This window comes from Pseudomonas sp. NPDC089996 (genome assembly GCF_044748405.1).
GTDB lineage: Bacteria > Pseudomonadota > Gammaproteobacteria > Pseudomonadales > Pseudomonadaceae > Aquipseudomonas.
This window is the reverse complement of the sequence record NZ_JBIVGA010000003.1, coordinates 145012-158472: the sequence shown is the minus strand read 5'-3', so window position 1 is coordinate 158472 and position 13461 is coordinate 145012. Positions and strand designations below refer to the sequence as shown.

Here is a 13461-nt window from a genome sequence, read left to right as displayed (position 1 = left end):
GTCAGCGGGCCTCGGCCAGGACGGTTTCCTGCAGCGCCGTCATCGCCTCGCGCGGCCAGCGTACCTGCACCTGCTGGCCGGCCTGCCAGGGCTGTGGCTGGGCTTGCCAGCGGTCGTTGGCGTGGCTGACGGCGAGCAACTGGCCGCTGTCCAGTTGCACCTCGTAACGGGTGGCGCTGCCCTGGTACTGCACGTCACGCAGCAGGCCGCCGAGCTGAACGTCGTGCGCCTGGCCGGGCTGATCCACCAGGCGGATATGCTCGGGACGAATGGAAAACGGCGAGCGGCTGCCGCTGAGCTGTTCGGCGAGGTCGCCACGGATGACGTTGGAGGTGCCGACGAACTCGGCGACGAAGGTGGTCGCGGGTTTCATGTACAGGTTGCGTGGCGTGTCGACCTGCTCGATGCGCCCACGGTTGAACACGGCCACCCGGTCCGACATCGACAGCGCTTCAGTCTGGTCGTGGGTGACGAAGATGAAGGTGATGCCCAGCTGGCGCTGCAGCTTCTTCAATTCGCCCTGCATCTGCTCGCGCAGCTTCAGGTCGAGCGCGCCCAGCGGCTCGTCGAGCAGCAGCACCCGTGGCCGGTTGACCAGCGCGCGGGCCAGCGCCACGCGCTGGCGCTGGCCGCCGGAGAGCTGCGCCGGTTTGCGTTCGCCGTAACCGGCCAGGGCGACCATGGCCAGCGCTTCTTCGGCGCGTGCCTGGCGTTCGGCTTTGGCCACGCCCTTGACCTTGAGGCCGTAGGCGATGTTGTCGCGCACGTTCATGTGCGGGAACAGGGCGTAGTCCTGGAACACGGTGTTGACGTCGCGCTGGTAGGGCGGCACGCCCGTGGCCTCGACGCCATGGATGCGGATCGAGCCGCCGTTCGGTTGTTCGAAGCCGGCGATCAGGCGCAGGCAGGTGGTCTTGCCCGAGCCGGACGGGCCGAGCATGGAGAAGAATTCGCCGTCATCGATGTCGATGCTGACCTGGTCGACGGCCTTGACCTCGCCGAAGGTGCGGGAAACCTGGGTGAACTGGACGGCTAGGGGCATGGATGACTCCGAGTTAGAACGGGGGCGCTCTGCGCCCCTTTCGCGACACAAGGCCGCTCCCACAGGAGCCCGCGTTTCCTGTAGGAGCGGCCTTGTGTCGCGAAAGGGCTGCGCAGCAGCCCCAAGTCAGGCAATACATCTGCTACAGGTCTGTGCTAGCGCCCGCCCATGATCGCAATGTAATCCTGGGTCCAGCGGCTATAGGGCACGAACTTGCCGCCTTGAGCCTGTGGGGTCTTCCAGAAGGCGATCTTGTCGAAGTTGTCGAAACCGTTGGTCTTGCACCCTTCGGCACCCAGCAGCTCACTGCCGGTGCAGGCCGCAGGCACTGCCGGCAACGAACCGAACCAGGCCGCCACATCGCCCTGCACCTTGGGTTGCAGCGACCAGTCCATCCACTTGTAGGCGCAATTGGGGTGCTTGGCCTCGCTGTGCAGCATGGTAGTGTCGGCCCAGCCAGTGGCGCCTTCCTTCGGAATGGTCGAGGCCACCGGCTGGTTCTCGGCCTTCAGGCCGTTGACCATGTAACCCCACGAGCTGGAGGCGACCACGCCTTCATTCTTCACGTCGCTCATCTGCACCGTGGCATCGTGCCAGTAGCGGTGCACCAACGGTTGCTGCTGGCGCAGCAGGTCGAGCACGGCCTTGTACTGCGTTTCATTGAGCTCGTAGGGGTCCTTGATGCCCAGCTCGGGCTTGGCCGACTTCAGGTACAGCGCCGCGTCGGCGACGTAGATCGGCCCGTCGTACGCCTGCACGCGGCCTTTGTTCGGTTTGCCATCGGGCAGGTCTTGCGGCTCGAACACCACGCTCCAGCTGGTCGGTGCCTGCTTGAAGGTGTTGGTGTTGTACAGCAGCACGTTCGGCCCCCACTGGTACGGCGTGCCATACACCTGTTTGTCGACCACATACCAGCCACCGTTCTGCAGGCGTGGGTCGATGTTCTTCCAGTTGGGGATCAGGCCAGTGTTGATGGGCTGCACGCGCTTGCCGGCGATCAGCCGCAGCGAGGCGTCGCCGGAGGCGGTGACCAGGTCGTAGCCGCCCTTGGTCATCAGGCTGACCATTTCATCCGAGGTGGCGGCGGTCTTGACGCTGACCTTGCAGCCGGTTTCCTTTTCGAAGCCAGTGACCCAGTCGTAGGCCTTGTCGCTTTCACCGCGCTCGATGTAGCCAGGCCAGGCGACGATATCCAGCCGGCCTTCGCCGGCGCCAAGGGCCTTGGGCATCTCGGCGGCCTGCAGGCCAACGCTGGCCAGCAGCGCGCCGGTCACGGCGCCGAGCAATGCGGTCTTGTGCACTGACATGGTGTTCCCTCTTCTTGGAGATTTTGGTCGGGGCAGTGGTCGAGTCTAGTTGGCTTTTTGCCAGCTAATGCAACATCCAGAAGCAAATCGGGGCATGGCGAGGAAACGGGCAGGGCTTACTCTGGCGGCTGACTACCAATGCGTGGAGACCTGCACATGAATACCCGTGGCCTGCTTGACCAACTGCTGAAATCTGGCCAGGAGCTGCTGAACAAGCAGTCCGCTCCCGGCAAGCCTGCAACGGGTGCCAATGGCCTTGGCAGCCTGCTTTCCGGGGCCGGTGGTGGCCTTCTGGGGGGCGGTGCGCTAGGGTTGTTGCTGGGCAGCAAGAAGGCACGCAAATACGGTGGCAAGGCGCTGACCTACGGCGGTTTGGCAGCACTTGGCGTGCTGGCCTACAAGGCCTATGGCAATTGGCAGGCCCGCCAGGGTGCAGGGCAGGGCGCCGAGCCGCAGACCCTCGACCGCCTGCCGCCGGCCCAGGCCGAGCAGCACAGCCAGGCGGTGCTGCGCGCACTGGTGGCGGCGGCCAAGTCCGATGGCCATATCGACGAGCGCGAGCGTGCGCTGATCGAGGGTGAGTTCACCCGCCTGGACAACGACCGCGAGCTGCAGCACTGGCTGCACGATGAGCTGAACAAGCCGCTGGACCCGGCCGAAGTGGCCCGCGCCGCACAAACGCCGGAGATGGCTGCCGAGATGTATCTGGCCAGTGTGATGATGGTCGATCAGGAGAACTTCATGGAGCGCGCCTACCTCGACGAACTGGCCCGTCAGCTGCGGCTCGACCCGGCCCTGCGTCAGGAACTGGAGAGCCAGGTACGGCTTGCCGGGGGCCAATGAAACGGTAAATGGCCTGTCTGTCAGGGATAGAGGCCTGTACACCTCGCATTTCAGCCGCAAAAGCGTAGGAAGCCTGGGCTATACTTCGGCGATTTTTCCCGCTCGTTGTGAATTCCTGAGGGCTGAATGTGAAGAACTGGACCTTGCGCCAACGGATCCTGGCAAGTTTCGCCGTGATCATCGCCATCATGCTGCTGATGATCGTGGCGGCTTACTCAAGGCTGTTGACGGTCGAAAGCGCGCAGAACGAAGTCGCTACCGACAGCATTCCAGGGGTTTACTACAGCTCGATGATCCGTAGCGCATGGGTCGACAGCTACGTCACCAGCCAGCAATTGGTGGGGCTTTCCAATCATCGGGAGATCACCGCAGCCGATATGGAGCTCTTCAAGAGTTTCGATGATCGCCTGAAGCAGCACATGGCCAGCTACCAGGCCACGATTCAGAGCAAGGATGATCAGACGCGCTTCGACATGTTCGTACAAATGGAGGGGCACTACATCAATATTGTTGGACAGGTGCTCGAAGCCTACCGCCAGCGCCAGTACGCCGAGGCCGAGCGGCTGATTGCCGAAGCCCTTACGCCGGCTTGGGTGGAAGGGCGCAAGCACATCAATACGGTGATCGAGCACAACCGTGAAGCGGCCGAAGCGGCTACTCACGAAATCGCCTCCGCGGTCAATACCGCCAAGGGCAGCATGATGGTCTCACTGCTGCTGGCGATGGTGGCCGCCGGCATCTGCGGCTTGTTGCTGATGCGCGCCATCACTGCGCCGGTGCAACGCGTGGTGCATGCCCTCGACAAACTGCGCTCGGGCGACCTGAGCATGCGCCTGAGCCTGGACCGCAAGGATGAGTTCGGCGCCATCGAAAGCGGTTTCAACGAAATGGCCGAAGCCCTGGCCAACTTGGTGGCCCAGGCACAGCGTTCGTCGGTGCAGGTCACCACGTCGGTCACCGAAATTGCCGCCACCTCCAAGCAGCAGCAGGCCACCGCCACCGAAACGGCAGCCACCACCACCGAGATCGGCGCCACCTCGCGTGAAATCGCCGCCACCTCGCGCGACCTGGTGCGCACCATGACCGAGGTCACCTCCGCCGCCGACCAGGCATCCAGCCTGGCCGGCTCCGGCCAGCAGGGCCTGGCGCGCATGGAAGAGACCATGCACCAGGTGATGGGCGCAGCCGACCTGGTCAACGCCAAGCTGGGCATCCTCAACGAGAAGGCCAGCAATATCACGCAGATGGTGGTGACTATCGTCAAGGTGGCCGACCAGACCAACCTGCTCTCGCTCAATGCCGCCATCGAGGCGGAAAAAGCCGGTGAGTACGGCCGCGGCTTTGCCGTGGTCGCCACCGAGGTGCGGCGCCTGGCCGACCAGACGGCTGTGGCCACCTACGACATCGAACAGATGGTGCGGGAAATCCAGTCGGCCGTCTCGGCCGGGGTCATGGGCATGGACAAGTTCTCCGAAGAGGTGCGCCGCGGCATGTTCGAGGTGCAGCAGGTGGGCGAGCAACTGAGCCAGATCATTCACCAGGTCCAGGCCCTGGCGCCGCGTGTGCTGATGGTCAACGAGGGCATGCAGGCCCAGGCCACCGGTGCCGAACAGATCAACCAGGCCCTGGCCCAGCTCAGCGATGCCAGCACCCAGACGGTGGAGTCGCTGCGCCAGGCCAGCTTTGCCATCGATGAGTTGAGCCAGGTGGCCGCCGGCCTGCGCGGTGGTGTATCGCGCTTCAAAGTCTGACCACCATGACCAACCTGCATTCCTCCCCGGCAGCGGGCGCCAGCGCCAAGGGCACCCTGTACCTGCAGTTTCGTCTGAACCAGCAGCGCTTTGCCCTGGACGTGCGCGAAGTGGTCGAGGTGCTGCCGCGTCGTGCGCTCAAGCCGATTGCCCAGGCGCCGGTCTGGGTGGCCGGTATCCTGGCGCACCGCGGTGCCATGGTGCCTGTGGTCGACCTCGGCGCCCTGAGCTTTGCCCAGCCGGCCGCCGGGCGCACCAGCACACGCCTGGTGCTGGTGCGTTACCGTACTGAACACGTGCTGGGCCTGATCCTCGAGCAAGCGACCGAAACCCTGCGTTGCCTGCCGGACGAGTTCCAGCCCTATGGCCTGGACAACGGCGCAGCGCGCTACCTGGGCCCGGTACGCCAGGACGCCCAGGGCCTGCTGCAACGGATCGAGGTGGACGACTTGTTGCCAGAGAGGGTCCGCGAGCTGCTGTTCCCGCACCCACCAGGGCAGGTGGCGCCATGAGCGAGCAGCGTTTCTTCCGCTACCTGCAGGAACGTATCGGCCTGGATGTCGAGTCCGTCGGCGCGCCGATGGTCGAGCGCGCCCTGCGCCAGCGCTGTCTCGCCCTGCATGCCGCAAACCTGGATGACTATTGGCTGCGCCTGCAGCAATCGCCGGACGAGCAACTGGCCTTGATCGAGGCCGTGATCGTCCCGGAAACCTGGTTCTTCCGCTATCCGGAATCGTTCGGTGCACTGGTCGGCCTGGCCCAGAAGCGCCTGGCCGAACTGGCCGGTGAGCGGCCGTTGCGCCTGCTCAGCCTGCCGTGTTCCACCGGCGAGGAGCCGTATTCGCTGGCCATGGCCTTGCTCGACGCCGGTATCACCCCGCCCGACTTTCGCATCGACGGCATCGATATCAGCCCGAGTTCGGTCGCCAAGGGCGTCCAGGGCTTCTATGGCCGCAACTCCTTCCGTGGCACCGAGCTTGCGTTTCGCGAGCGGCATTTCCGTGAGTGCGGTGACGGCCACCAACTGGATGAGCGCGTACGCCGGCAGGTGAACCTGGAGGTGGGCAATGTGCTCGATCCGGCGCTGGCCGGCCGCAACGGCCAGTACGATTTCGTGTTCTGTCGCAACCTGCTGATCTATTTCGATGTGCCGACCCAGCAGCGTGTGTTCGAAGTGCTCAAGCGCCTTGCGCAGCCGCAGGGCGTGCTGTTCATCGGCCCTGCCGAAGGCAGCCTGCTGGCGCGGTTGGGCATGCGACCGCTGGGCATTGCCCAGTCGTTTGCCTACGTTCGTCAGCCAGCCGATGTGCCGGCTGTGCCCGCCCAGCCACCCCGTCAGCAGCCCACGGCAGTGGCGCCGAGCCGCCCGCGGCCCGCGCCCGTGCCCCCTGCGCGCCCCCAGCGGGTGGCTGCGCCTGTAACCCCGGCAGTGGAAGTACGCGAGAGCGAAAGCGAGTTACTGGCCAGCATCACGCGCCAGGCCAATGCCGGCGACAGTGCCCAGGCCCGCGCCAGTTGCCATCGCTACCTGCGCCAGTTTGCCCCCAAAGCCCAGGTGTATTACTGGCTGGGGCTGCTCAGCGATACCGAAGGTGATGCGCAGCAAGCGCTGACCCATTACCGCAAGGCGCTGTACCTGGAGCCTCAGCATGCTGAAGCGCTGCTGCACCTGGCGACGCTGCTGGCGGCCCAGGGCGACCAAGCCGGCGCCCGCCGCCTGCAGGAACGTGCGGCTCGTGCTGGCCGGGAGTCTGAACGATGAAAACCCAACACGCGATCGAGCTGCTGGCCCAGGACGATGAGGGCATCGACGACTGCTGGAATCGCATCGGCGTTCATGGCAACAAGCAATGCCCGTTGCTGGAGCGGCATATCCATTGTCGCAATTGCGAAGTCTACGCAGCGGCCGCCACGCGCCTGCTCGACCGCTACGCGTTGTTAGAGGCGGACCTGGCACCTGCAGATGCCCCCGTCGTAACCTGCGCCGGTCGCTCGTTGCTGCTGTTCCGCCTGGGCGAGGAGTGGCTGGCGCTGGCCACTGCCTGCCTGGCCGAGATCGCCCCCCTGCAACCGGTGCATTCGTTGCCGCATCAGCGCTCCCGGGTGCTGCAAGGGGTAGCCAATGTGCGCGGTGCGCTGGTGCCGTGCCTGTCACTGAGCGACCTGCTGGGTGTGGAGCGTTTGTCCGGGCAGGCGCGCAGCGGCCGAGAGATGCCGCGCATGCTGATCCTGGCGGCGGCGGGCGGGCCGGTGGTGATGGCCGTGGACGAGATCGACGGCATTCACCGTCTTGACGCCATGTTGCCGGGCGCAAGCGAGGATGCTGCTCCGTTCACTGCAGCGGTCTTGCAGTGGCGAGGGCGCAGCGTGCGGGTGCTGGACGATCAACACTTACTGTCTGCCGTGCAGCGGAGCCTCTCATGACCCCAGAGCAAATGCGCGACGCATCGCTGCTCGAGCTGTTCAGCCTGGAGGCCGAGGCGCAGACCCAGGTCCTCAGTACCGGGCTGATGGCACTGGAACGCAACCCGACCCAGGCCGACCAGCTGGAAGCCTGCATGCGCGCGGCGCATTCGTTGAAAGGTGCGGCGCGCATCGTCGGCATCGATGCCGGGGTCAGGGTCGCCCATGTCATGGAAGATTGCCTGGTGGCGGCCCAGGAGGGCAGGCTGCGATTGCGCGCCGAACACATTGATGCGTTGCTGCGCGGCACTGACCTGCTGATGCACATCGCCACGCCCGCCGACCCGAATGGCGAAGCGCAGGTGCCGGCGTTCCTGGCTCAGATGGCCAGCCTGCTCGACCCCGGTGCCGCGCCCGTACCCGCACCGGTTATGGTCGAACCCGTGTCGCCCGTGGCCCCGCCAACACCGCCCGAGCCAGCGCCAGCGGTCGCTGAGGCCGACGTGGAACCCGCCGCCCCGCGCAAGTCTGGCAAGCGTGCGGCAGAGGGCGGTGAGCGGGTCTTGCGGGTGACCGCCGACCGCCTTAACAGCCTGCTCGACCTGTCGAGCAAGTCGCTGGTCGAGACCCAGCGTCTCAAGCCCTACCTCGCCACCTTGCAGCGCCTCAAGCGCATGCATGGCCAAGGCATGCGGGCCCTCGACGGCCTGAAAACCCAGCTCGACGACGGCGGCCAGAGCCCGGAAGTGCTCGACGCCCTGGCCCAGACCCAGCGCCTGCTGGTGGAGACCCAGCAGATCCTGCAGCAGCAGGCCGCCGACCTCGACGAGTTCGGCTGGCAGGCCAGCCAGCGCGCCCAGTTGCTGTACGACACGGCATTGGCCTGCCGCATGCGCCCGTTTGCCGACGTGCTCACCGGCCAGAGCCGCATGGTCCGCGACCTGGGGCGCTCGCTCGGCAAGCAGGTGCAACTGCAGATCGAAGGCGAGAAGACCCAGGTCGATCGCGACGTGCTGGAAAAGCTCGAAGCACCGTTGACCCACTTGCTGCGCAATGCCGTCGACCATGGCATCGAACTGCCCGAGCGGCGCCTGCTGGCGGGCAAGCCGGAAGAAGGCACGATCCGCCTGCGTGCCTCGCACCAGGCCGGGCTGCTGATGCTTGAACTGAGCGACGATGGTGCTGGCATCGACCTTGAACGGCTCAAGCGCAACATCGTCGAGCGCGGCCTGTCGCCCGCCGATACCGTGGCCCAGATGAGCGAGGCCGAGCTACTGACCTTCCTGTTCCTGCCTGGCTTCAGCCTGCGCGACAAGGTCACCGAAGTGTCTGGCCGTGGTGTGGGCCTGGATGCGGTGCAGCACATGGTCCGCGACCTGCGCGGTTCGATCGAGCTGACGCAGGTGCCGGGCCAGGGCTGCCGCTTCCACCTGGAAGTGCCGCTGACGCTGTCGGTGGTGCGCAGCCTGGTGGTGGAAGTCGGCGACGAAGCCTATGCGTTCCCGCTGGCGCATATCGAGCGCACCCTCGAGGTGGCGACTGATGAGATCGTGCAGATCGAGGGCCGCCAGCACTTCTGGCACGAAGGCCGGCATATTGGCCTGGTGGCTGCCAGCCAGTTGCTCAACCGGCCGGCAGGGCAGGGTGAGGCAAGCAGCCTGCGGGTGGTGGTGATCCGTGAGCGCGAGCAGCTTTACGGGGTGGCCGTTGAGCGCCTGGTCGGCGAGCGGGTGCTGGTGGTGATGCCGCTTGACCCGCGCCTGGGCAAGGTTCAGGACATTTCCGCAGGGGCGCTGCTGGACGATGGCTCTGTGGTGCTGATCATCGATGTCGAAGACCTGCTGCGCTCGGTCGAAAAACTGCTCAGCACGGGCCGCCTGGAACGTATCGAGCGCGGCGCGCAAGGGGGGCGAGGCGCCAGCCGCAAGCGCATCCTGGTGGTCGACGACTCGCTCACCGTGCGCGAACTGCAACGCAAGCTGCTGAGCAATCGTGGCTACGAGGTGGCGGTGGCGGTGGACGGCATGGACGGCTGGAACGCCTTGCGCAGCGAGGACTTCGACCTGCTGATCACCGACATCGATATGCCGCGCATGGACGGCATCGAACTGGTCACCCTGGTGCGCCGTGACCAGCGGTTGCAGTCGCTGCCGGTGATGGTGGTGTCGTACAAGGACCGTGAAGAAGATCGCCGACGTGGCCTGGACGCAGGCGCCGACTACTATTTGGCAAAGGCCAGCTTCCACGATGATGCGTTGCTGGATGCTGTGGTCGAACTGATCGGAGGTGCTCAGGGATGAAGGTCGCCATCGTCAACGATATGCCCATGGCAGTAGAGGCCCTGCGCCGGGCCCTGGCCTTCGAGCCGGCGCACCAGGTGATCTGGGTGGCTGGCAATGGTGCCGAAGCCGTGCGCAAGTGCGCCGAGGACGCCCCCGACCTGATTCTCATGGACCTGATCATGCCGGTGATGGACGGCGTCGAGGCGACCCGGCGGATCATGGCCGAAACGCCTTGCGCCATCGTCATCGTCACCGTGGACCGCAAGCAGAACGTGCACCGGGTGTTCGAGGCCATGGGCCATGGCGCCCTGGATGTGGTCGACACGCCCGCGCTGGGGGCGGGTGACGCGCGCGAGGCCGCCGCACCGCTGCTGCGCAAGATCCTCAATATCGGTTGGCTGATCGGCCAGCAGGGGCCCGGTACGAGCAAGTCGGTCAGCGCCCCCCTGCGCGAGGCCTCCCGGCGCAGTGGCCTGGTGGCCATCGGTTCGTCCGCGGGTGGCCCTGCCGCGCTCGAAGTGCTGCTCAAGGGCCTGCCGCGTGGCTTTCCGGCCTCGATCGTACTGGTCCAGCATGTTGACCAGGTGTTCGCGGCGGGCATGGCCGAGTGGCTCGCCAGCGCCTGCGGCCTGCCGGTGCGCCTGGCCCGTGAAGGTGAGCCACCGCAACCCGGGCAGGTGCTGCTGGCCGGCACCAATCACCACATCCGCCTGCTACAGGGTGGCCAGTTGGCCTACACTGCCGAACCTGTCAACGAAATCTACCGGCCCTCGATCGACGTGTTCTTCGAGAGTGTGGCGCGTTACTGGAACGGCGAGGCGGTGGGTGTGCTGCTCACCGGCATGGGGCGCGATGGCGCCCAGGGCCTGAAACTGATGCGCGAGCAGGGCTTTCTGACGATTGCTCAGGACCAGTCCAGCAGCGCGGTCTACGGTATGCCAAAGGCCGCTGCGGCTATCGATGCGGCGGTAGAAATCCGCCCGCTTGAGCGTATCGCCGGGCGTTTGATGGAAATATTTGCAAGATGACGACATGTATTGAATCGCGCCGCGTGGGCGGCCGTGGCCAGGTGAATTCGAATGACTGATCTACCGATCGAAGGCTTCGCGACGCCCGACGAGAACTCGGCAATGGTCCTGCTGGTCGATGACCAGGCGATGATCGGCGAAGCGGTGCGACGTGGCCTGGCCCATGAAGAGAACATCGACTTCCACTTCTGTGCAGACCCGCATCAGGCGGTGGCCCAGGCCATGCGCATCAAGCCCACGGTCATCCTCCAGGACCTGATCATGCCCGGCCTGGACGGCCTGACCCTGGTGCGCGAGTACCGCAACAATCCGGCCACCCAGGACATCCCGATCATCGTCCTGTCGACCAAGGAAGACGCGCTGGTCAAGAGCGCGGCGTTCGCCGCCGGGGCCAACGATTACCTGGTCAAGTTGCCGGACACCATCGAACTGGTGGCGCGCATCCGCTACCACTCGCGCTCCTATCTGACGCTGCTGCAGCGCGACGAGGCCTACCGCGCCCTGCGGGTGAGCCAGCAGCAGTTGCTCGACACCAACCTGATGCTGCAGCGCCTAATGAATTCCGACGGGCTTACCGGGTTGTCCAACCGCCGCCACTTCGACGAGTACCTGGAGCTGGAATGGCGTCGGGCTATGCGTGAGCAGCAGCAATTGTCGCTGCTGATGATCGATGTCGACTACTTCAAGGCCTACAACGACAGCTTTGGCCACCTGGCCGGCGACGAGGCCTTGCGCCAGGTGGCCGAGGCCATTCGCGGCTCCAGCTCGCGGCCGACCGACTTGCCGGCGCGCTATGGCGGTGAGGAGTTCGCTTTGGTGCTGCCCAACACCTCGCCCGGTGGCGCGCGTCTGGTCGCAGAAAAGCTGCGCCAGACCGTATTGAGGCTCGATATCCCGCACTGCGCGCCGCAGGAAGACTCGCGGCTGACCGTGAGCATCGGCCTGGCAACCCAGACGCCGGCCATCGGCAGCCTTTGCCGGCAGTTGATTTCGGCGGCGGACAAGGGGTTGTATCTGGCCAAGAACAATGGGCGCAATCAGGTTGGTAGCGCTTGAGATCTTTGGCTGGGGCTGGCGGCAGCGCCGCCAGCGGAGTTTATCGTGCTTCTTTGCGCTTGAGCCGGTACTGGCGGTCTGCAGAGCGGAAGGTGAGTGGCGACTCTTCGCCCGCGATCTTGAATCTTGCAACTGCCCATATCCTGTAAGACGCGGAGTCATTTAGCACGGCTGCCGGCGCGTAGCCTTCGATGACTTCTTCTCGTTGAGCGTCCATGGGGGTGGCCCTGGACCCCCAGCTATCGCCATAAATACCGACGCTCACTTCCTCAAGTCCGGGGACTGCTTCCCTCAATCCCGGGTATTTCACTGTGACGGGTTCCCTGGCGGGAGCTGGCTCGAACTCCAGCGTGCCGTTGACCGCATTGGTGAATTCGGGGGGGAGAATTTCGAAACCTTCCAGACTTTTCAAGGCGGATGCGATTTGATCTTTCATTTTCAATGCTCCATTGAGATCGACAAGACGTCATACGCATGTTCGTGTTCCTGGAAATCTCCCGCTACTGGCAGAACTGCCAGTTGGCGCCGCAGCGGCCTCTGTATCGACTGCCCAACGGGCTGCCGCAACTTCCTGGATCGGTTATACTCGCGGGCTTTTCACCGAATTCGCACGAGAGCCCCCGCCCATGGAAATCCAACCGATCCTGAACACCATCAAGGACCTCACCGAGCGTTCCCTGTCCATTCGGGGGTATCTTTGACTACGATCACAAGCATGACCGCCTGATCGAAGTCAACCGCGAGCTCGAAGACGCCGCCGTCTGGAACAAGCCAGAGTACGCGCAGGCCTTGGGCCGCGAACGCGCCATGCTGGCGCAGGTCGTCGAGACCCTGGACAAGATGGCCAACGGCCTGGCCGACTGCAAGGACCTGCTCGACATGGCCGTCGAGGAAGGTGACGAAGGCGCTGTCAGCGATGTCGAGACCGAGTTGCAGGCCCTGGAAGAATCCCTGGCCCAGCTTGAGTTCCGTCGCATGTTCAGCGGTGAGATGGACATGAACAACGCCTACCTCGACATCCAGGCCGGTTCCGGTGGCACCGAAGCCCAGGACTGGGCCAACATCCTGCTGCGCATGTATCTGCGCTGGGCCGACAAGCGCGGTTTCGACGCCACCATCATCGAACTGTCCGAGGGTGAAGTCGCCGGCATCAAAGGCGCCACCGTGCACATCAAGGGCGAGTACGCCTTCGGCTGGCTGCGCACCGAGATCGGCGTGCACCGCCTGGTGCGCAAGAGCCCGTTCGACTCCGGCGCACGTCGCCACACCTCGTTCTCGGCGGTGTTCGTGTCGCCCGAGATCGACGACAAGGTCGAGATCGAGATCAACCCGTCCGACCTGCGCATCGACACCTACCGCTCCTCCGGTGCCGGTGGCCAGCACGTCAACACCACCGACTCGGCGGTGCGTATCACCCACGTGCCGACCAACACCGTGGTGGCCTGCCAGAACGAACGTTCCCAGCACGCCAACAAGGACACCGCCATGAAAATGCTGCGGGCCAAGTTGTACGAGCTGGAAATGCAGAAACGCAACGCCGCCTCGCAGGCGCTGGAAGACAGCAAGTCGGACATCGGCTGGGGCCACCAGATCCGTTCCTACGTGCTGGATGACTCGCGTATCAAGGACCTGCGTACCGGGGTCGAGCGCAGCGACTGCAACAAGGTGCTGGACGGCGACATCGACCAGTACCTGGAAGCGAGCCTCAAGCAGGGGCTGTAAGCCGCACACCACTGCCGCGCTACCCGG

The 13461-nt window shown here is 65.0% G+C and carries 12 protein-coding genes; 9 read left to right on the top strand and 3 right to left on the bottom strand.

What is annotated here, in order from left to right; genetic code table 11:
* Nucleotide 1: 1 nt before the first annotated feature.
* A complete protein-coding gene (locus ACIPW4_RS06240; protein ID WP_400655817.1) occupies nucleotides 2-1042 on the bottom strand; it encodes an ABC transporter ATP-binding protein in 1041 nt (346 codons plus the stop codon).
* 155 nt (nucleotides 1043-1197) lie between these two features.
* Nucleotides 1198-2349: a putative ABC transporter substrate-binding protein YdcS gene (gene ydcS, locus ACIPW4_RS06235; protein ID WP_400655815.1), complete on the bottom strand. Its 1152-nt coding sequence runs from the start codon at nucleotides 2347-2349 to the stop codon at nucleotides 1198-1200.
* A gap of 156 nt (nucleotides 2350-2505) precedes the next feature.
* On the opposite strand from ydcS, the gene ACIPW4_RS06230 reads away from it, so the two are divergent.
* The 8 genes from ACIPW4_RS06230 (at nucleotide 2506) to ACIPW4_RS06195 (ending at nucleotide 11712) form a co-directional block, all read left to right on the top strand.
* The gene (locus tag ACIPW4_RS06230) at nucleotides 2506-3192 is read left to right on the top strand and encodes a tellurite resistance TerB family protein (protein WP_400655814.1); all 687 of its coding nucleotides are present in this window, start codon (nucleotides 2506-2508) and stop codon (nucleotides 3190-3192) included.
* A gap of 128 nt (nucleotides 3193-3320) precedes the next feature.
* Nucleotides 3321-4943 carry a methyl-accepting chemotaxis protein gene (locus ACIPW4_RS06225; RefSeq protein WP_400655812.1) on the top strand — a complete coding sequence of 541 codons (1623 nt, stop codon included), beginning with the start codon at nucleotides 3321-3323 and terminating at the stop codon, nucleotides 4941-4943.
* A gap of 5 nt (nucleotides 4944-4948) precedes the next feature.
* Nucleotides 4949-5455 (top strand): chemotaxis protein CheW, encoded by a 507-nt coding sequence (locus ACIPW4_RS06220; RefSeq protein WP_400655811.1) that lies wholly within the window; start codon nucleotides 4949-4951, stop codon nucleotides 5453-5455.
* Nucleotides 5452-6705 (top strand): CheR family methyltransferase, encoded by a 1254-nt coding sequence (locus ACIPW4_RS06215; RefSeq protein ID WP_400655809.1) that lies wholly within the window; start codon nucleotides 5452-5454, stop codon nucleotides 6703-6705. Before ACIPW4_RS06220 ends, ACIPW4_RS06215 begins: the two co-directional genes overlap by 4 nt.
* Nucleotides 6702-7367 (top strand): chemotaxis protein CheW, encoded by a 666-nt coding sequence (locus tag ACIPW4_RS06210; protein ID WP_400655806.1) that lies wholly within the window; start codon nucleotides 6702-6704, stop codon nucleotides 7365-7367. The genes ACIPW4_RS06215 and ACIPW4_RS06210 overlap by 4 nt, the downstream gene beginning before the upstream one ends.
* Nucleotides 7364-9646 (top strand): hybrid sensor histidine kinase/response regulator, encoded by a 2283-nt coding sequence (locus tag ACIPW4_RS06205; protein WP_400655805.1) that lies wholly within the window; start codon nucleotides 7364-7366, stop codon nucleotides 9644-9646. Before ACIPW4_RS06210 ends, ACIPW4_RS06205 begins: the two co-directional genes overlap by 4 nt.
* Entirely contained in the window at nucleotides 9643-10656 is a 1014-nt protein-coding gene (locus ACIPW4_RS06200; protein WP_400655803.1) for a chemotaxis response regulator protein-glutamate methylesterase, read from the top strand. Before ACIPW4_RS06205 ends, ACIPW4_RS06200 begins: the two co-directional genes overlap by 4 nt.
* Nucleotides 10657-10707: 51 nt before the next feature.
* Nucleotides 10708-11712, top strand: coding sequence for a diguanylate cyclase (locus ACIPW4_RS06195; RefSeq protein ID WP_400655801.1), 1005 nt, complete (start codon nucleotides 10708-10710; stop codon nucleotides 11710-11712).
* Between the two features lie 40 nt (nucleotides 11713-11752).
* Here the strand turns inward: ACIPW4_RS06195 and ACIPW4_RS06190 are convergent, their stop codons facing one another.
* Nucleotides 11753-12148, bottom strand: a complete 396-nt coding sequence (locus ACIPW4_RS06190) for a hypothetical protein (RefSeq protein WP_400655798.1) — start codon at nucleotides 12146-12148, stop codon at nucleotides 11753-11755.
* A 190-nt stretch (nucleotides 12149-12338) separates the two neighbouring features.
* Here ACIPW4_RS06190 and prfB point away from each other — a divergent pair.
* Nucleotides 12339-13434, top strand: a protein-coding gene (prfB, locus tag ACIPW4_RS06185; protein WP_103445435.1) for a peptide chain release factor 2 whose coding sequence is annotated in 2 segments (ribosomal slippage) — nucleotides 12339-12410 and nucleotides 12412-13434 — 1095 coding nt in all. Because the reading frame shifts where the segments join, the coding sequence is not laid out codon by codon here.
* Nucleotides 13435-13461: the final 27 nt, after the last annotated feature.